The sequence below is a fragment of the Shewanella sairae genome, from assembly GCF_023283535.1.
GTDB classification, from domain to species: domain Bacteria; phylum Pseudomonadota; class Gammaproteobacteria; order Enterobacterales; family Shewanellaceae; genus Shewanella; species Shewanella sairae.
Map to the genome: position 1 here is coordinate 1 of NZ_JAKILT010000032.1, position 19,721 is coordinate 19,721.

Annotated in this window: 14 protein-coding genes; 9 read left to right on the forward strand and 5 right to left on the reverse strand. The window is 44.3% G+C overall.

From position 1 onward, the window contains the following. The first annotated feature begins 343 nt into the window (after positions 1–343). On the forward strand, positions 344–2,152 hold the full coding sequence (locus L2748_RS13905; protein WP_220780682.1) for a protein kinase domain-containing protein: 1,809 nt from the start codon (positions 344–346) through the stop codon (positions 2,150–2,152). A 20-nt stretch (positions 2,153–2,172) separates the two neighbouring features. Here L2748_RS13905 and L2748_RS13910 read toward each other — a convergent pair whose 3' ends face one another. After that, a complete protein-coding gene (locus L2748_RS13910; RefSeq protein WP_220780681.1) occupies positions 2,173–2,790 on the reverse strand; it encodes an FxsA family protein in 618 nt (205 codons plus the stop codon). A 284-nt stretch (positions 2,791–3,074) separates the two neighbouring features. On the opposite strand from L2748_RS13910, the gene cutA reads away from it, so the two are divergent. The 5 genes from cutA to L2748_RS13935 all read left to right on the forward strand — a co-directional run bounded on the left by cutA (position 3,075) and on the right by L2748_RS13935 (position 9,881). Continuing rightward, positions 3,075–3,398, forward strand: coding sequence for a divalent-cation tolerance protein CutA (cutA, locus tag L2748_RS13915; protein ID WP_220780680.1), 324 nt, complete (start codon positions 3,075–3,077; stop codon positions 3,396–3,398). Beyond that, positions 3,395–5,224: a protein-disulfide reductase DsbD gene (locus L2748_RS13920; protein WP_220780679.1), complete on the forward strand. Its 1,830-nt coding sequence runs from the start codon at positions 3,395–3,397 to the stop codon at positions 5,222–5,224. The genes cutA and L2748_RS13920 overlap by 4 nt, the downstream gene beginning before the upstream one ends. Before the next feature lie 207 nt (positions 5,225–5,431). Continuing rightward, on the forward strand, positions 5,432–7,087 hold the full coding sequence (locus L2748_RS13925; protein ID WP_220780678.1) for a cation:proton antiporter family protein: 1,656 nt from the start codon (positions 5,432–5,434) through the stop codon (positions 7,085–7,087). Between the two features lie 587 nt (positions 7,088–7,674). Further along, positions 7,675–8,829, forward strand: coding sequence for a galactokinase (gene galK / locus L2748_RS13930; RefSeq protein ID WP_220780677.1), 1,155 nt, complete (start codon positions 7,675–7,677; stop codon positions 8,827–8,829). Between the two features lie 23 nt (positions 8,830–8,852). Beyond that, positions 8,853–9,881, forward strand: coding sequence for an aldose epimerase family protein (locus L2748_RS13935; protein ID WP_220780676.1), 1,029 nt, complete (start codon positions 8,853–8,855; stop codon positions 9,879–9,881). Positions 9,882–9,934: 53 nt separating this feature from the next. Here the strand turns inward: L2748_RS13935 and L2748_RS13940 are convergent, their stop codons facing one another. Continuing rightward, a complete protein-coding gene (locus tag L2748_RS13940; protein ID WP_220780675.1) occupies positions 9,935–10,351 on the reverse strand; it encodes a hypothetical protein in 417 nt (138 codons plus the stop codon). 579 nt (positions 10,352–10,930) lie between these two features. Continuing rightward, positions 10,931–12,787 carry a multiheme c-type cytochrome gene (locus L2748_RS13945; protein ID WP_220780674.1) on the reverse strand — a complete coding sequence of 619 codons (1,857 nt, stop codon included), beginning with the start codon at positions 12,785–12,787 and terminating at the stop codon, positions 10,931–10,933. Between the two features lie 378 nt (positions 12,788–13,165). Between L2748_RS13945 and L2748_RS13950 the strand changes: the two genes are divergently transcribed. Beyond that, a complete protein-coding gene (locus tag L2748_RS13950) occupies positions 13,166–14,116 on the forward strand; it encodes a leucine-rich repeat domain-containing protein (protein WP_220780673.1) in 951 nt (316 codons plus the stop codon). Between the two features lie 63 nt (positions 14,117–14,179). Here the strand turns inward: L2748_RS13950 and ssb are convergent, their stop codons facing one another. Continuing rightward, positions 14,180–14,857, reverse strand: coding sequence for a single-stranded DNA-binding protein (gene ssb, locus L2748_RS13955; protein WP_220780672.1), 678 nt, complete (start codon positions 14,855–14,857; stop codon positions 14,180–14,182). Positions 14,858–14,889: 32 nt separating this feature from the next. Further along, the gene (locus tag L2748_RS13960) at positions 14,890–16,257 is read right to left on the reverse strand and encodes an MFS transporter (RefSeq protein ID WP_220780671.1); all 1,368 of its coding nucleotides are present in this window, start codon (positions 16,255–16,257) and stop codon (positions 14,890–14,892) included. 265 nt (positions 16,258–16,522) lie between these two features. On the opposite strand from L2748_RS13960, the gene uvrA reads away from it, so the two are divergent. Further along, positions 16,523–19,363, forward strand: a complete 2,841-nt coding sequence (gene uvrA, locus L2748_RS13965; RefSeq protein ID WP_220780670.1) for an excinuclease ABC subunit UvrA — start codon at positions 16,523–16,525, stop codon at positions 19,361–19,363. Positions 19,364–19,382: 19 nt separating this feature from the next. After that, complete coding sequence (locus tag L2748_RS13970; RefSeq protein WP_246616127.1) at positions 19,383–19,697, forward strand: hypothetical protein; 315 nt, start codon at positions 19,383–19,385, stop codon at positions 19,695–19,697. Positions 19,698–19,721 lie beyond the last annotated feature (24 nt).

The following is a 19,721-nucleotide window of genomic DNA, read 5'->3' on the forward strand; positions in this document are numbered from 1 at the left end:
TAGTCACGTTGTGTACGTTTACTGCGGATTGCACCTGAGGGTTTCATAGATAAGTCTCCAAAGTGTCAACTTATCTCAGGACGGGACACTGACATAAAGCCACCTCTGGGTTGATATGTAAGCCTTTTATGCGGCCTATACCATGTATACTAGTACTCGTATCAAGATTACCTTTCTCTTATTCCGCTAGGTTTGATGTACATCAATATCTCCCCCGAAAATATTGGCTAGGTGTGACCTATGCATTCTTTTTACATCTTAAGTTATTCACCCACAAATTGATGAATTTGGACATTGCTGCAGCTTATTGCTCTAATGGTATTTATAGCCAAGGAGTCAAAATTTGCAAACGCCCGAATTACAGCATTTCTATATATCTGAAGAGCAATCTATTTACTTGCTTGGCGCTAACGATGCGCGTAAACACAAGGCGTGGATACGCCTGTGCAAACAGCAACTCGGTAAGCTCGGTTATAAAAATTTAGAATTGGTTGGCAAAGGCGCTTACGGCTTTGTGTTTGCGGGGGTAAATCAACAAGGTGACTCCCATGTGTTCAAATTTTCAAGGCTTACTCTGCCGCAACATATTCAAGATAGGCTTGAAGAAGAAGCCTTTATGCTATCGCAGGTTATCCATCCCAACGTGCCACCAGTGATTAAATTTGAACACGTAGGAAAGCAAGGGATCTTAGTGATGGCTAGAGCCCCTGGCGAAGACCTCGAACAGCTATGTGTCAGGGTCGGCGCTCTTCCAGTAGCCATGATAATGAATATTGCACGGCAACTTGCCGCCATATTGCAATACCTGCATAACGGTCGACCGCTTATTCACGGTGATATTAAGCCCTCGAACCTAGTCTATGACATTAAAACCCAGCAGCTGTCTCTTATCGACTGGGGCTCAGCAGTGTTCGCCCAACGCGATACAGAGGGCAATCCAGTCAACGGCAATGTCATGGATTTAATGTCCAGTGACCAGCAGCATACTAATGCGCGCATGGGTGATGTTTACTTTATTGGTGACGAACAGCTTAACGGCGCGCTATCGAGCCCAAGGTTTGATGAACAAGGTGTTGCCGCAACCTTGTATGCATTAGCATCAGGTCAAGCCAGCCGCTTTGGCAGTAAAGTTATCCCACCAACCAGCATAGGCTTACCGGTAGAACTTGCCCGCACTTTAGATGGCATGCTTAGCGACGACCCAATCCTGCGTAAAAAAGCGGGAGACTACTTCTTAAAAAGTATGGTTCATAGTCACAGACTGCATTTACCAGAGGTCAATAATGGTCCTTTAATACCCGAGATCCCGGTATGGAACCTACCACGAGATAAAGAGGTTGAAACTGTCAGCTATAGCTCTCGTAAAGCTTTCCTCAAAGAACACAATGCTGACGACCCAATTGCAAAAATGGACGACCTGCAGCTAGAGAAATACTACCGTAACTTTATGGCAGGTATGGGCGATACAGAAAAAGGCTTTATTGCTGCAGTCGGCCGCTTAAGCCAATATGCTATTGTTGGTGGCTTAGCCATTCATTGGCGCGAGACGGGAGTGTTTATTGACTCCAACTTAGCCATCTATAAAGCCGAGCAAAAGCATGCTATTACTTTAGCGGTTAATAATATGGTGACTTTGGCGCGGGGGATCCGCCGCATCGGCGTATTTAAAGCCTGCTTTTTTAATGCTCGCGATACCTTGCATATTGAACGGACTGACAGCTCACAGCCATTTATCACCGCTTACGATCAACAACTCCCTTTTGAAGTCGGCGATGTGCCCTCTCTTGAAGATAAATCGCGGTTACACAGCTACTTTGAAGATGGCCGAGATCCCGAGGAAAACTTAGAGCTGCCAAAAGAAATTATGACGGAGCTTGGCTGGATAAACCAAATCCATCATACAGGTTGTATTATTTTTGAAGTCTTGCCTAACCACATGAAGATCCACAGTTACTTGCGCTTGCTCAACCCAAGAAAACAAGCCGCCTTCAGAGCCAGTCTAGATAGGATCTTATCTCATGTTGATAAGATCCAAGGCAAGGGGGTGTCTGGTTTTATGAAACTACCTTACAAAAACACCCGCAAATTTAATCTAATAGAACGTCGTGCCGACCGTTTTTACCCTCGAAACCCTAAAGAGTTGGTACGCTAGGGTTCGAGTGTGGCGTTAACTTAAGGCTTTGATTGCTTATCGTTAGCGTCTTTATCCGTTTCATTATTAACGGTTTCGCCTTCAATGGTTGAGCCTTTGACTTGATGACTCTCAGGACGTTTGTCACTCGGATCATCTCTACGTTCAAAGTCACCATCAAAAGTATTGCCGTCATCAAATGGTGAGTTACCGCCTTGCCCAAATGGATTTTGCCCCTGTGGTCCCATTCCCGGACCAAAACCGCCGCCAAAACCAGATTGAAAACCACCATTAGTCTGCACTTTTAACTGCATGCGTTTATAGAAAAATTTTGCCACTGGAATACGTGTAAACGGCGTTAATAATACTAGGCCGATAAAGTCAGTAACAAAGCCTGGGATTAACAATAGTAAGCCAGCAAGCGCTAACATCATGCCCTCAACAATCTCTTGTCCTGGGGCTTCACCACGAGCCATTTTTTGCTGCACCTGCATTAAGGTGCTAATGCCTTGGCTTCGCACTAATGATACGCCCACTACCGCGGTAAAAATCACCAATGCGACAGTCGTCCAACTGCCTAACACTTCGCCCACGCGGATCAGTACTGATAGCTCCATAACCGGAACCACAACAAAGATTAATAACAAAATAAAAAACACACTGACCTCACATTTCTTGCTGCTGATGAAAACTAAATTGGGGTAACTCGGTCTATTTTCAAGCCATAGCTATAACCGCACTGACAAGTAACAGTATAAATGCTAACTAAGACTGTATTTATGTCCGTAATTGTAAGCAAAAACTACTGGCATCACTATTTTAGCCATAGCTTAATGCAAGGCTAAGTTAAAACACGTAAAGTAATAATTAGCTTTATTATCCGCCATTGTAACTTATTTGGCTTAATACAATTTTAATCTGTTGGACAATAGAAATAGTTTACATGCAAACCGAATTCTTACTCGTTATCACAACTTGCCCCAGTGCCGAGCATGCTAAAAGCCTTGCCCGTGAATTGGTCAAAAGTAAACTTGCCGCCTGCGTACAGATCTCGCAAGCAATTACATCCGTATACCAGTGGCAAGGAGAGTTGTGCGAAGAACAAGAGTTTAGCTTGCAAATAAAATGCTTAGCGCAGCATTACAATGCCATAGAGCACACTCTCTCAAAACTGCATCCTTATGATGTACCCGAGCTAATTGCAGTCCCAATTACCCAGGGACTGCCAGCCTATTTTGATTGGATAAAAGAAACTACACAGCCATGAAAAGAATCATTAACCTGTTTTTAGCCTCGTTATTGCTACTAACCCCCTTAGCCCATGCTGAGGGGATTTTCAGCAGTAACAAGTTTGACTTTTTAAAGGGTGAGCCTGAGCTCATGCCGGTTGATCAAGCCTTTGTTTTTGATTTTAAACAGCAAGGTGAGCAAGTCAAAATTAGCTGGGTCATTGCCGACGGTTACTACATGTACCGCGACAAACTCAAGTTTGAAACCAGCGACGGCGCTGTACTTGGTGAAATCGCCTTACCTAAAGGCAAAATGCACAACGATGAGTATTTTGGCGAACAGCAAGTTTACTACTCGTTTGTAGAAATCCCCGTTGCCATTAAACAAGCGGCAACCGGTGAAAGCTTAAACGTGACTTTTATGGGCTGTGCTGAAGGAAAACTGTGTTTCCCACCAACCAAGCGCACCGCAGAATTAACTGAAGTTGCAGCCAATGACGGTACGCTTACGCAAACTGATGCCACGATTGCCGTTGACGATACTGCAGCCGCTGCCAATGAAAACAGCGCCCCCATTACCCAACAAGACAGCTTAAGCGCCATGCTATCGGGCGATAGCTTAATTTGGACCTTAGTTATCTTTTTCGGTCTAGGTATCGGTCTGGCATTAACACCTTGCGTGTTCCCTATGTACCCTATTTTGTCAGGCATTATTGTCGGTCAAGGGGAAAAGCTATCTACCGCTAAAGCGTTTACACTTTCAATGGTGTACGTGCAAGGCATGGCGATTACCTATTCTCTTGTTGGGCTTGTCGTTGCCTCTGCAGGGATGAAGTATCAAGCATGGTTGCAACACCCTGCAGTACTTATCGGCCTTGCGATACTGTTCTTTGTGCTCAGCTTATCTATGTTTGGCCTGTACGACCTTAAACTGCCATCTAAGTGGCAAGAGAAGATGAATGCATTCTCGAATAACCAAAAAGGCGGCAACGTTATTGGTGTATTCATAATGGGGGTTATCTCTGGTTTAGTTGCCTCACCATGCACTACAGCACCGCTGTCGGGCGCACTGATTTATGTGGCGCAAACAGGCGACCTAATGCAAGGTTTCTTAGCCCTGTATGTATTAAGTATGGGTATGGGTCTACCACTACTGATTATTGGTACCTCTGGCGGTAAGCTATTACCAAGAGCTGGCAGCTGGATGGATATCATCAAGACGATTTTCGGCTTCCTACTGATTGCGGTATCAATTGTAATGATTGGCCGTATTTGGCCAGACTTTATCTCAGATCTGTTATGGTCAATTTGGGCTATTACTTTAGTCGGTTACTTGATGCACCAAAACAAACTTAGCGAGTTTAGCTGGAAGCAAACTGTGCGTTCTGTACTACTCATGCTAGCGTTACTCGCAAGTTTCTCTTACGGCATGCAAGCGGTAATGACCAAACTTGGTTTTAATAATCACGCCAATATCGCCACTAACAGCACAGCTGAAAATCACGGCTTCACACGCATTAAATCATTGGATGATTTAAATACTGAGCTTGCCGCAGCTACCGCAGAAGGCAAGACGGTAATGCTCGACTTCTATGCTGATTGGTGCGTGGCCTGTAAAGAGTTTGAAGCGATCACGTTTAAAGATGCACAAGTGCTAGAGCGCATGGATAAAATGGTATTGCTACAAGCGGATGTGACTAAGAATGATGCCATAGATATTGAACTGCTTGAGCATTACGACATTCTCGGGTTACCGACTTTACTGATGTTTGACGAAAACGGCGTAATTCGTGATGACCTGCGAGTCACAGGTTTTATGCGACCCAAAGCGTTTGCAGAACATTTAGATCATTTAGTTAAGTAACACTTTATCGCCTGAATTAACGCTTCAAGTTAACGCGATAAAACTGATATCTGCCCCGTTTCACATTTTGAAACGGGGCTTTTTATTGCCCTAGCTTAAACATAAACAAAAAGCGTTAACCCACATCAAATTTGTTCACATTTTTCAGCTCAACTTCATAAATTTCTTATACAATGGTGCATCATTCCATATTTAAAAAGGAGCACTATGGAACCCGCCATACTCATTATCACCTTAGCCTGCGGCATGCTAGTTAGCCGAGTGGGACTGCCCCCATTAATAGGCTATCTTGTTGCGGGCTTTATGCTGTTTCTATTTGGAATTGAAGAGTCCAGTTTGCCGATGCTGGAACAACTTGCCAACTTAGGTGTAACCCTGTTGTTATTTGCTATCGGACTTAAACTCGACCTAAGAAGCTTATTTAAAGCCGAGGTGTGGGCAGGCTCAAGCTTGCATTTACTCGGTTCAATGCTGTTTTTTATTCCGCTGTTAAAGCTACTAGGACTGTTAGGGCTTGAGCAGTTAACCGGATTAGATATAAACCAATTAGCATTACTCGCATTTGCGTTAAGTTTTTCAAGTACCATTTTTGCGGTAAAAATACTGGAAGACAAAGGTGACATGCAGTCACTATATGGCCGAGTCGCTATTGGTATCTTGATTATGCAAGATATCTTTGCCGTGGCTTTTTTAACAATTTCAAAAGGTGACATCCCGTCCTATTGGGCATTGGGCTTACTACTACTTCCGCTAGCCAAGCCGCTTATTTACAAAGCATTTGATCGCGTAGGCCACGGAGAGTTATTAGTACTATTTGGCTTAGTGATGGCGCTTGTTATGGGTGCGGGGCTATTTGAGCTAGTTGGCTTAAAACCTGATCTTGGGGCATTGATTATTGGTATCTTACTCGCAGGTCACCCAAAATCCTCTGAGTTGGCAAAATCACTGTTCTACTTTAAAGAGCTATTCTTAGTCGCTTTCTTCTTAACGGTTGGTCTCAACGGTTTACCAAGCTTCTCAGATATTGGCCTTGCCGCCATATTAGTACTCGTAGTACCAATTAAAGTTATCCTATTTTTATACTTACTCACTCACTTTAAGCTACGTTCACGTACCGCATTAATGAGCTCTTTTAGTTTAGGTAACTACAGTGAGTTTGGATTAATTGTTGCTGCAGTGGCTACCTCAAAAGGCTGGTTACCACCACAATGGATGGTGATCCTCGCCGTAGCGCTAAGCTTTAGCTTTTTGTTTGCTGCACCACTCAATACCGCCTCCGGTCGGCTTTATCAAAAATATCAAAGTCGACTTAAGCGCCTAGAGAAACATCCGTTGCACCCTGAAGACCGTCCTATTCCAGTCGGCAATCCTCGCTTTCTTATTTTAGGCATGGGTCGTATTGGTTCGGGGGCTTATGATGAGCTAAGAGCCCGTTACGATGGTGAAATCTTAGGGGTTGAACATAAGCAAGACTTAGCGGATTTTCATATCAGCCAAGGCCGTAATGTTGTACAGGGTGATGCTTCAGATACTGACTTTTGGGAAAAACTTGATAGAGCGCCAAATCTTGAGCTAGTGCTACTTGCCATGCCTCATCACGTCGGTAATCAGTTTGCCGTAGAGCAACTAAAACAGCTGGATTACCGCGGAAAACTCAGTGCGATAGTCAAATATAAAGAAGATGCAGAGTCTTTAAGCGAATCAGGTGTCGATAGCGTCTACAATCTTTATGAAGCTGCAGGTGCCGGTTTTGTCGAGCATCTAGTAAAAGAGCTGCTGACCCCAAGTGGCAAAGCGCCAGATAACCCGGATGCTGTAAACCACAAAAATGAAGCCGAAAACGCATTAATCAAACGAAACTAAACTGCAATACTAACCCCTTATCGCCACGGTACAATAAACAGTGCAATAAGGGGTTAATCTAAAGCCCGACCTAAATAATCAACAAGCCAACTTCGCCTCAACAGCAAAGCAATACTGCATAGTCAGTAATCCTATTGCTGGGCAGAGGTGAACATATTCATGCTCTCGCCTAACGATATACCTGCTAGCTATCAGCTACTTTAAATACTGACTTTCCCGCTTTGCAAAAACTAGCTTGAAGCCCTCACGGTGCAAGGAATAAATCCCACCGCCACTCATTCAGGCTCACTGTGGTCGCGGTTTAATTGAGCACGACCAAATAAAAAACTCAGTTACACAAGTCGCAAAGACATGATATAAAACAATAGATGGATATTGAGCAAATAAACACATTTTACAAAAAAGCAGTATTTAGTCTAAATGGCTATGGCCTCACTGCCGCTCAATCGCTTGTTTGAAACCAAGCTAATTTTTAGGTAACTCGCTGTTATTAATTTGGTCGTCAGAATCAAACCGCAGCTAAACCACCCAGTTTACAGCAACGTCTTTGTACTGAACGCAAATATTAATATTCGGAAGTAAAAATTATGTCCAATCCCGCTCAGCGAGCAAACAAATTGTTTGTGCAAACTTTTGGCACCCAAGCAGATAAGCTTTATTGTGCCCCTGGACGCGTTAACCTTATCGGTGAACACACTGATTATAATGATGGTTTTGTTTTACCCGCTGCGATTAATTTCCATACCGCAATTGTAGCCAAACGCCGTGATGATCAAACCTTCCGCGCAGTATCGGATGCATTCCCAGGTGAAATAGAGGAATGGACCTTTGGTGAAGAAGGCACGCCGGTAGCCAGCCATTGGTCAAACTATTTAAAAGGCTTTACCGCCGCGATGGCAACATCAGGTTTGGCTCCTAAAGGGCTCGACTTAGCTGTGGTGAGCAATGTGCCGATGAGCGCTGGTCTCTCATCGTCAGCAGCATTAGAAGTGGCCTTTGGCACAGCAGTAAATGATTGCAGCCAAATTCAGCTATCACCACTTGCAATAGCCCAACTCGCTCAGCGCGGCGAAAATCAATTTGTTGGTCATGCTTGTGGCATTATGGATCAAATGATCAGTGCCCTAGGCGAGCAAGATCACGCGTTACTTATTGACTGCCTTGACCTTGATAGCGAAGCCATTGGCATTCCAGAAGATTTAAGCCTGATCGTTATCAACTCAAAAATACAGCGCAGTTTTATTGAATCTAAGTATCATTTACGTCGCCAAGAGTGCGAGCAAGCAGCAAGTCATTTCGGTCTTGAATCCTTACGTGACCTAAGCTTAACGACGCTCGAAAGTGCTAAAGATGAATTGAGCTTAGCTTGTTATAAACGCGCTAAACATGTCGTTACCGAAAACAGACGCACCCAAAATGCAGCCTGGGCATTGGAAGCTGGCGATATTGCTAAATTAAGCCAATTAATGGCTGAGTCACATATTTCTATGCGTGATGACTTTGAGATCAGCACCACTGAAATCGACTATCTAGTCGAGATAGTATCAGACGTTGTAGGGAATCGCGGTGGCGTGCGTATGACAGGTGGAGGCATTGGTGGCTGCGTCGTGGCGCTGGTCGAACATGAGCTCACTGACTCCGTCGTCGCGATCATTGAACAGAAGTACACAGAAAAAACTGGGCTAGAAGCCGAAATTTATCTGTGTTCAGCCAGCGATGGTGCCAAGCGCATCGACGACTAATTTAATGTAAACAGGACGGCATAATGGTACGTATTCGGGCGCTAGAACCTTGGACAGATCCACGTGGTGGACAGATTGAACGAGTCCTGATGGATAATGGTACTATCGCCGTTGAGGTGATTAGTCTTGGCGGGATAATTCGCTCGCTATGGGTGCCCGATCGAGATGGCGAACGTGCCAATATCGTACTGGGTTGTGACAGCGCAGAAGACTACCTAAACCAAGAGGCACACTTAGGTGCCATTGCCGGACGATTCGTTAACCGAATAGCAAAGGGTCAGTTTTCTGTTGGAGAGCAACACTATCAATTGGATGTCAATCAAGCTGGTAACTGTTTACATGGCGGCAATGAAGGCTTTAATAGAAAGAATTGGCAACTCGGCACCTTACCCGATGGCGTGCGCCTGAGCTTAAGAAGTCCTGACGGGGATATGGGCTTTCCTGGTAATTGTAATATTCAGTTAGATTATCGCCTCGTAGGTAACAATCTATATGTAGAGATTTTAGCAAGCTCAGACAAAACCAGCCCGATTAGCCTGTCCCAACACAGCTATTTTAATTTAGACGCCAGCGATACCAGCCTCAATCACCAACTGCAAACGGATGCCAAGCAGTATCTCGCAATGGATAACACCGGTATACCAACGGCCATTTGCGATACTGAAGGTAGTAGCTTAGCTATGCCACTGCCAACTAGCTTTCAGTCGTTAATAGGCAAAGAAGAGTTTTGTGCAACCTCAGGAATTGATCACTGCTACTTGTTACCCAAGATTGATTCACAGCTGCAAAAGTTTGGTACATTAAGCTCACCACTCAGTGGGCGCAGCTTAACCTTGTATACCAACCAACCCGGCGTGCAAGTTTATGGTGCCAATCACTTACAAGGCACAATAGGCAAAAACCAGCAGCCACTTAAGCAATATCAAGCGGTATGCTTAGAGCCACAACAAATACCTGATGCACCAAACCAGCCGAATATAGCAGGCAGCGCCTTAATTGCCCCAGGTGAAATCTATTACCATATTAGCCGCTATCAATTTGAAAGTAATTAATAGCGTTAATAGATAAAAAAAACAGCGCCTTATTAGGCGCTGTTTTTTATTTATTAATCGTCGTAATCATCCGACCAATCATCATCGTAGTCATCGCCATCGGCTGACTCTAATTCTGGCTCATCGTCATCTTCTGCTGGTGCAGCTTTAGCTTTCTTAGGTGCTGGTGCACTTTTAGGATTATTCGCCTCAACCCAGCCTTGATGCTTAGCCATAAACTCTTCACGTGCTGCAAACCATGCCGCACCAAAGTTTTTCTCTACTTCCGCTATCGCCTGATCATCAAGCTCATGCAGATTAGGCTTAACGATATCCTCTGCATACTCAACAATTGACTCTCGAGTCGCGTTATAGAAGTAAACACGTCCCGCAGATGCATCTGGAAACTGCTTATCATGAATTAGAATGGTATTGCCTCGAGCCGTTCTTAGCTCGCCGTACCAAACTGGTTTTTTTGAAGTCTTATACATATATGTTAATGCCCTTAAATCAACACATACAAAAATAAATAAGAGATAAATTGCGCTAACATTTACCTCCGTTTTCCCTATATTTTTTCATCAGGGACAGAAGCGGTATTTTTACAGATTTTTGCCGAATATCAATAGTTGAAACAGCGAAATATCACTCTCAAAGATGAAATAAATCACATAAATTATTCAGCTCTTATCGAATTTAGTTCAAAGCAGCGGTTATTCAAGTTTTTCGTTATCAATAAATGCAAAAAAACATTGCAACGGTTAACAAACCTCACTAACTCAACCACTTAGGCAACAAACCGTCAAGGAAACACAACAAGCAACTTTTCCATTGCTTATGTGCTATCCCTATAGTGTTAGTAGAATATGACAAGAAGATGTCAGCGATATAGAGTCCACTTGATTCCTCCGTAAACCAGCCTCGCGAGTCGGCATTTAATTAACCCTATTAAGTGTCTATGTTAAGCGACTAATCACACAATTACGGAGCAACAATATCGATTTTATAGCGCTGTTAGTTAACCAAAAAAAACGAGCCTTGCGGCTCGTTAAAGTCATAGCTAAACAATGCTAACGGGCTTTCTCAACCATCCTTTGAATCACTTTATTATGAGTAACATCATCAGGAGCATTGCCCTCAGCGCCTAATTCATCGCTACCATGACAAGCTAAACAGGCGCCTACTCGACTTATCCTATCCATCTCCTGCTTATTAAATGGGCGTGCTCCTTCATGAGACGTTGATTGCAGTTGGTTGCCCTGCTCATCCACAAAGCGCTCTAACTCGAAATCAACAGGGGCCTCACCATCAGGGAAGTTACGCTTGATATCATATTGACCACTGCCAAGCCCTAAAACTTTAGGGTTGGTATGGCACTCTTCGCAGGTACGCGACTTTTTACTCATGGTATGCGGCTGAATCGGATTATGGGACAAACCACTAGTGCCATCTTTAGTCACATAGGTTTTATTAGTCACAATCGCTTTCTCGCCGTCTACTTGAGTTAAGAACACCTGACAGCCCGGTACAAACGTTGATACCTTACCGCGGTGGTTAATCCCGAGAGCGGGATTCTCCCAGCGCACATATGAGCGAGACTCGCTCCAGCTAAAGGCTTGCTTGTTAAGGTTAGACTTTTTACCTAGTTGTGAAATATCGCTATGTTCGCCATCCAACCAATCGCCATTAGGCTTACTGACGTCTTGTTTAGCATGACAGCCGTAGCACTGAGGCGCCCACGCTGCATGGCAAGTCGAACATTCCATTTTCTCCATGTGGCTAGCAATCTTGACCATTGCCACCTGGCCTTCTTCCGATAACTCTGCGCCATTAAGCTGTGGCACATTAAGCTCTTTTGCATCAATTTTTGTCGTTAAGGTCACTTTATTACCGTCACGCTTAAGATTGGTCATCTTATTGCCGCGTGCAGTTGCTAACGTCGCGTCAGCTGATGTGGTGCCATGGCAAGTCTCGCAGCGCACTTCAAGTGCATATTGCTTTTTGGTATACAGGTAACCATCACCATGCATTTCATCTTTTGTATGGCAATCAATACAACTCATGCCTGCGTCATAGTGCAGATCTGCCTGCAAGAAGTTGTAATGCTTACCATGCAACTTACCTTGCTTACTGCCGTCTGCTTTATATGGCGTGCCATACCAGTCGGATTCCATCATCCCCATATAACTCACACCAGTACGACCACCGCGGTTGTGGCAGTGCTGACATTGTTCAACAGATGGCGCTCTGGTCATTTTGTGTTTACGCGGTCGATCCTTCTGTGTCTTATCAATCGCTTTGTCGCCACCTTCATAAGTTGCAGCGTTACTATATTCTACGTGACATGCGGCACACCCTGATGCTCGATAGTCACCATCCCTTTGGTGTCCGTCACTCCAAATATGGCAACGTAAGCATTGGTTACGTAAATAGTCATCACCCGGGGAATTACTGTCAGATTCAGCTTTTGTGGGGTCGTAACTCGGTAGTTGAGTTAACGCGTCTACCGTCCCCTCCCTTCCCGTTTTCAGTGCTTTTACATCGTAGGTAGCATGAATAGCGTCTCGAGTTTGACTACCAAAATTATAACGGGTACCCGAAATCATCCCCGCCATAGTTGCATGTAGAGAAGTTTTAGCATTATCGACTTCATCGCTATGGCAACTGCCACAGGTTTGCTCAACCACTCGCAGATCTGTCGGGTTTGCCCACATATTTTTATGTGCACTTTCTAGGGAAGTGGCATCACCATTACCGTTATGGCAGTCAACACAAGTTAAATCTGCCATGCCATCTATATCAGAAAACTGTTCAATACCTTCATGGCAACTTAAGCAGCCTTTATTTTCATCCCATTGAGCAAGCGCATTAGACATCCCTATGCCAAGAATCATCGGTATAGCAATGAGAAAGGATATTTTTTTCATTATCTTCATCTCCAGTAAACTGCAACTCATATAACCTTATAATTATTGTGCCTTTATATTTTGCTCAGTTAACAGTAACAATGTAAGCAAATAGTTAAACGATTGTGAGCGCGATCGTGTTTTTTTTGAGTGGATTGGGTTACAGGTAGAGTTTTGAAGAAATAATTGAAATAGATGAAATTTTTTAGCCCTAGTCCAATTAGAGCGAATACCTTTAACTACCTAAGACAGATAAAGTTCACACTCCATCTAAATAGTGGCAACAACTTAATTTAGAATAGCTAATTTAGACAAAAAACTTTAAAATATAATGACTTGAAAGCATATTGCTTAACAAGATAAGATGCGCGACTTTATTTACATAACACAGCTAACATAATGAATAGTAAAACGATTATAGCGGTATTAGTCGGCCTAATATCTTCATCTCAAGCAGCTTCAGCCAGCTCAATAGAAGGGCTTGTTTTTGCAGATGCTAATTTTAAAAAGTGCGTAGAGGTACATCGCGTCACAGATCCAAGCCAAACTAAAAAGTTAAACTGCCGTCACTTGCCCATGGAAAGTGTCAGCGATTTAAAATTCTTTCCAGCACTAGAAACTGTTAGCTTGGCAGGCCCACTGATAAGTACGATTGATTTAAGTCATAATCCTAAACTAAAGGATCTTTCAATTAGTTCTCGCCAACTAAGCGCAATCGATTTAAGCCATACACCTCAACTAGAGGCTTTAAGTCTAGACGCTAAGTTAATTAGCCAAATTGATCTTAGCCACAACCCTAAATTGAAAGAATTAGCAGTCATGTCTGCAAAATTGGCTGAGATTGATTTAAGTCACACGCCAAAGTTAGAAGAGTTAAACGTATCATTTAACCAGTTAAACTCGCTGGATCTTAGCCATACTCCTTTATTGACCGATCTTGCCATTGTGGGTAATCAGCTGACAGAACTAGACGTTAGCCATGTACCGGCGTTACGTTACTTTTCTGCTAAAGAAAACCAATTCACATCAATGGATTTCAGCAGCAACAAAGCGCTAGTGCAAATTGATTTAGGTTCAAATCAACTCAATGAGCTTAAGCTACCTGTTAATAATCAAATCTCAAGTTTAGGGCTTATGTTTAATCAGCTTACAGTTCTAGACGTCAGTCATAGCCCTAAGTTAAGTACCCTATACATCACTGATAATAAAATCAGCAAACTGGATGTTAGTCAAAATCCTAAGCTGCGTAAGCTATGGGCAACGGGTAACCCTATCGCTGCAGTTGATATTAGCCACAATGAAAAGCTAAGTGACTATGAGTTTGAAGACTCAACAAAAGTTAGCGAATAGGCGCTAAGAAAACCAATAAAAAAGCCGCTAATGCGGCTTTTTTATTATTTATCCAGTTCAACTTTAAAACGGGATATCGTCATCCCAACCATCATCCAAATCTGGAGTGAAGTTCTGCTGTGGCTGCGGAGCTGGGCGCTGTTGTGGCGCTTGCTGTGGAGTAGGTGCAGCTTGTGGCTTAGGCGCATAACCACCTTGTTGAGGTGCTTGCTGCTGTTGCTGTGGTTGCTGCTGTTGGTAACCACTTTGCTGAGCTGGAGCTTGTGGCTTCGGCTGGTAGCTGTTTTGCTGTTGAGGCTGCTGTTGCTGTGAACCGTAGCCACCACCTTGTTGCTGTTGCTGCTGACCACCATAGTTCTGGTTGCCACCTTGCGACGGAGCACCGGCATTTTGGTTACGGCTACCTAGCATCTGCATGCTACCGCTTTGATCGACAACCACTTCAGTGCTGTAACGATCTTGACCGCTTTGGTCTTTCCACTTACGAGTCTGTAGCTTGCCTTCAAGATAAACTTGAGAGCCTTTACGTAAATACTCACCAGTGATTTCAGCTAGTTTGCCGAACATCACAACACGGTGCCATTCAGTACGCTCTTGCTGTTGACCTTGTTGGTCTTTCCAAGACTCACTTGTCGCCACGGTAATGTTGGCTACGGCATTGCCATTTGGCATGTAACGTACTTCAGGATCTTGTCCTAAATTACCGACCAAAATTACTTTATTGACACCACGACTAGCCATTGAAATCTCCTGGAACGTATATTAAATTTTACCTAATCGACAGAGCGTAACACAGCTCTGGCTTCTCTCAAATCGAAATGGTCATCTACTTTTAAATAAGCCACTTTCTCTTCAAGTACCACTATCGCTTCTGACACACCTGCTAATGCCGATAACTCAGTCGCCATGGTCACTGCACTCTGTTTATCAGTTACGTTAGCCTCTAATGTATAACTCTTCAGCAGCACTGGATTTTTCATACCGAAGGTCAGTAAAAACCATATGCACATTAAGCCTAATGCCACCGCAAATACACCCGACGCGCCCACCAGTTGATAGGCGCCACCGCCTAATAAACCACCGCAAAACGCACCTAAAAATTGACTAGTCGAATAAACGCCCATTGCAGAGCCTTTATCACCCACAGGGCAAAACTTAGCAATCAAGCTCGGTAATGACGCTTCAAGATAATTAAAGCCGGTAAAGAACAGCACCACTGCAATACTGAGCATGACTAAGTTGTCAGCAAATATCGCCATTGTTCCAAGGGCTGCCATCATAATCAGCAGCGCAACTTGGAACATGCCTTTAGTATTATTGCGCTTAACTCCAATAATAATCAGCGGCACCATTAAAAAGAACGCCCCCATAAAGGCAGGGAAATACAGCATCCAATGCGCTTCTTTAGCAAGGCCTGCATCGACTAAATCCAGTGGCAAGGCAACGAACACTGCGGTCAAGACTAAGTGCAGGATAAAAATACCCGCATCGAGTCTAAATAACTGCGGGTCCATTAACATGCGCTTGAGCTTTTCAGGCGCGGCGACCGTGTCACCTTTTGGCGCTTGTGAAATAGGGTTGGGTACCAGCAGCTGTACAATCAACATGCCCAGCAAAGCAAGGCCAGCGGTCATAAAGAACAAACCTGATAAACCAAGGTGCTGCGCCACAATAGGGCCGACTAGTAAGGAGAGTGCAAACGAGAATCCGATACACATACCGATAATCGCCATCACTTTGGTGCGTTGTTCATCGCGGGTTAAGTCTGCAGCAAGTGCTAATACGGCAGCGGCAATCGCGCCCATACCTTGCAAGGCTCGCCCGGCAACGACGCCATAAATAGTTTCAGCATTAGCAGCCACTAAGCTACCTAACGCAAAGATTAATAATCCGGCTAATATGATCGGCTTACGGCCAAATTTGTCAGATAAAATCCCCATTGGGATTTGCAGAACCGCTTGCGTTAAACCATACGCGCCAATCGCAATCCCCACCCATAAAGGTGAGAACCCTTCGAGATGTTGCCCGTAAAGCGCAAACACAGGCATGATCATAAACAAGCCCATCATGCGTAAGCCAAATACACTGGCTAAAGAAAATGCGACTTTTTTCTCAGTCTTGGAAAGTCCTTGGTTGGCCATGCCCCCGCCCTGATCTGTCAACCTTAAATAGGTCGCGGAGTTTATCACGAAGTTTTTCATAGCCCAAAAGTAAAAACTGAAGATGTATACTTGAACCATGTTTTAAGTGATTGGTTCTCAAAGCCCCGATATCAAGGGGATTACCACCGTTAGCGTGGCAAAATCTTAGTTCTCTCCTACAATTGTTAGCCAGTCTTGGCTATTTACATAGCCAAATTTGTGAGATACTTAACCACTTTTTTCGGCTTTGAGATCTGAACGCTAGATGGAAAATATTGAAGTACGTGGAGCTCGTACCCACAATCTTAAAAACATCAACCTGACTATTCCTCGCGACAAACTAATTGTTATTACAGGACTATCGGGGTCAGGCAAATCTTCTCTTGCTTTTGACACCTTGTATGCAGAAGGCCAACGACGCTATGTCGAGTCTTTGTCGGCTTACGCACGTCAATTCTTGAGTTTGATGGAAAAGCCAGATGTTGATCATATTGAAGGCTTAAGCCCAGCAATTTCTATCGAGCAAAAATCAACGTCTCATAACCCGCGTTCAACCGTGGGAACCATTACCGAAATTTACGATTATTTACGCCTACTATTTGCCCGTGTAGGTGAACCACGCTGTCCAACCCACGGTAAACCGCTTGCTGCGCAAACCGTCAGTCAGATGGTCGACAAGGTGCTTGAGCTACCTGAAGACAGCCGTCAAATGCTACTCGCGCCAGTGATTAACAATCGTAAAGGCGAGCACGTTAAGCTACTTGAAAGCTTATCGGCACAAGGTTATATCCGCGCCCGTATCGACGGGGAAGTTTGCGACTTAACCGATCCGCCAGAGCTAGACCTTCACGTAAAACATACCATTGAAGTGGTAGTTGACCGCTTTAAAGTGCGTGGTGATATTAAGCAACGTTTAGCCGAATCATTCGAGACAGCACTCGAGCTTTCTGGCGGTATCGCCAAAATTGCCAGCATGGATCCGGTTGAAGGTAAGGCAAAAGCTGAAGAGCAGGTGTTTTCAGCTAACTTCGCTTGCCCCATTTGTGGTTATTCAATGGCAGAGCTTGAGCCACGTATTTTCTCATTTAACAATCCGGCTGGTGCGTGCCAAACCTGTGATGGCTTAGGTGTACAGCAATTCTTTGACCCAGAGCGCGTGATTACTAATACTGAGCTTTCGTTAGCCGGTGGCGCAATTCGCGGCTGGGATAGACGTAATTTCTATTACTTCCAAATGCTCACCTCGCTTGCTGACCACTACAAGTTTGATATTGAAAAACCATTTGAGCAGCTAAGCGATGAAGTACGTAAAATTGTACTTTATGGCTCAGGCAAACAAAGCATCGCATTCAAGTACATTAACGACCGCGGCGATGTCGTTGTGAGAAATCACCCATTCGAGGGTATTTTAAACAACATGGACCGCCGTTATCGCGAAACCGAATCCAATGCTGTGCGTGATGAACTCACCAAGTTCATTAATACTCAGTCTTGCCAAAGCTGTGGTGGTTCACGCCTGCGCGAAGAAGCCCGCAACGTATTTATTGAAGAACTTAACCTGCCAGTTCTAACTCAGTGGTCTATTGGCGAAGCCATGGATTACTTTGAGCAACTGGAACTGACCGGACAACGTGCCCAGATAGCCGATAAGATTTTAAAAGAAGTGCGCGACCGCTTAGGCTTCCTAGTGAACGTTGGCTTGAACTACTTAAGTCTTTCACGCTCAGCCGATACGCTATCGGGTGGTGAAGCCCAGCGTATTCGTCTTGCCAGCCAAATTGGTGCCGGCCTTGTAGGCGTAATGTACGTGTTAGACGAACCATCAATTGGCCTACATCAACGTGATAACGAGCGCTTATTGCAAACCCTTATTCATCTGCGCGATCTCGGTAACACTGTGATTGTGGTTGAACACGATGAAGATGCGATTCGTATGGCTGATCACGTAATTGATATCGGACCAGGTGCAGGTGTCCACGGTGGGCAGGTGATTGGTGAAGGTACACTGCAAGACTTACTGAACTGCAAAGAATCCATCACAGGTCAGTACCTGTCTGGTGAAAAGCAAATTCACATTAAAACAGAACGCACTGAGTATGACCCAACTAAGCTTATCGAGCTATTTGGCGCATCGGGTAACAATCTGCAAGATGTAGATCTACAAATTCCTGTGGGCTTATTTACCTGTATCACAGGTGTTTCTGGCTCAGGTAAGTCAACACTGATTAACGATACTTTCTATAAGATTGCTCATATGCAACTTAACGGCGCGACCGTTGATGAGCCTGCACCTTATAAGAAAGTGGTTGGTATGGATCACTGCGATAAAGTAGTCGATATCGACCAGAGCCCAATTGGTCGTACACCACGTTCAAATCCGGCAACTTACACTGGTATTTTCACGCCAATCCGTGAGCTATTTGCTGCAACTCAAGAGTCTCGTACTCGCGGTTATCAGCCAGGTCGTTTCTCGTTTAACGTCAAAGGCGGTCGCTGTGAGGCTTGTCAAGGCGATGGTTTAATCAAGGTAGAAATGCACTTCTTACCGGATGTGTATGTGCCATGTGATAGTTGCAAAGGCCAGCGTTATAACCGTGAAACCTTAGATGTACGCTTTAAAGGTAAGAATATTCACGAAGTGCTGCAGATGACCGTTGAAGAAGCGCGTCCGTTCTTTGAAGCGATTCCTGCGGTGGCCCGTAAGCTGCAAACCCTAATGGATGTAGGTTTGTCTTATATTCGTCTAGGTCAAAGTGCAACTACCTTATCAGGCGGTGAAGCGCAGCGGGTTAAGCTAGCGAAAGAGCTGTCTAAGCGTGATACCGGTAAAACATTGTACATTCTTGATGAGCCAACAACCGGCCTGCACTTTGCAGATATTCAACTATTGCTAGATGTATTGCATCGTCTTAAGTCTCACGGCAACACTATCGTGGTGATTGAGCATAACCTTGATGTGATTAAAACGGCTGATTGGATTATCGATCTTGGTCCAGAAGGTGGATCTGGTGGCGGCACAATTTTGGTTGCAGGCACGCCAGAAGAGGTTGCAGAGCATACTGAGTCGCATACAGCACGTTTCTTAAAGCCTCTTTTAGGTCAGTAATCGAGTTTAAATAGCAAAAATGCATTTTGGTAATATCTTATTGAGCTTAGGCCTAGTGTTTACACTTGGCCTTTTAGCCACTGCCGTTATTGATCCGCTTATTGGTAATTGCAGCGTTCATAGCGCTAGAGTCATTAGCAGCGATAAAGAATCCAGCACGATTGCACTGCCGAACGGTACAGTTTCTAGTGTGGCTGTTGGCAACCTAAAAGAGCAGTCGTTAATTCAAGTTGGTGCCAAGCGACGCTTGTTCTCGCGGGTAAAGGTGTACAAAGTTAAAGCCGTTGACCTACCGCAGGCTCACAAAAACGTTATGCAATTCAGTAAAATATAAGTTCACCTATTTGGGTCACATTAA

What these genes read in the sequence shown, in the direction of transcription:
- L2748_RS13950 (WP_220780673.1), top strand. Translation starts at nt 13,166, where the DNA reads ATGAATAGTAAAACGATTATAGCGGTATTAGTCGGCCTAATATCTTCA.
- cutA (WP_220780680.1), top strand. Translation starts at nt 3,075, where the DNA reads ATGCAAACCGAATTCTTACTCGTTATCACAACTTGCCCCAGTGCCGAG.
- L2748_RS13940 (WP_220780675.1), bottom strand. Translation starts at nt 10,351, where the DNA reads ATGTATAAGACTTCAAAAAAACCAGTTTGGTACGGCGAGCTAAGAACG.
- uvrA (WP_220780670.1), top strand. Translation starts at nt 16,523, where the DNA reads ATGGAAAATATTGAAGTACGTGGAGCTCGTACCCACAATCTTAAAAAC.
- L2748_RS13925 (WP_220780678.1), top strand. Translation starts at nt 5,432, where the DNA reads ATGGAACCCGCCATACTCATTATCACCTTAGCCTGCGGCATGCTAGTT.
- L2748_RS13970 (WP_246616127.1), top strand. Translation starts at nt 19,383, where the DNA reads ATGCATTTTGGTAATATCTTATTGAGCTTAGGCCTAGTGTTTACACTT.
- L2748_RS13960 (WP_220780671.1), bottom strand. Translation starts at nt 16,257, where the DNA reads ATGGCCAACCAAGGACTTTCCAAGACTGAGAAAAAAGTCGCATTTTCT.
- galK (WP_220780677.1), top strand. Translation starts at nt 7,675, where the DNA reads ATGTCCAATCCCGCTCAGCGAGCAAACAAATTGTTTGTGCAAACTTTT.
- L2748_RS13935 (WP_220780676.1), top strand. Translation starts at nt 8,853, where the DNA reads ATGGTACGTATTCGGGCGCTAGAACCTTGGACAGATCCACGTGGTGGA.
- L2748_RS13945 (WP_220780674.1), bottom strand. Translation starts at nt 12,787, where the DNA reads ATGAAAAAAATATCCTTTCTCATTGCTATACCGATGATTCTTGGCATA.
- ssb (WP_220780672.1), bottom strand. Translation starts at nt 14,857, where the DNA reads ATGGCTAGTCGTGGTGTCAATAAAGTAATTTTGGTCGGTAATTTAGGA.
- L2748_RS13920 (WP_220780679.1), top strand. Translation starts at nt 3,395, where the DNA reads ATGAAAAGAATCATTAACCTGTTTTTAGCCTCGTTATTGCTACTAACC.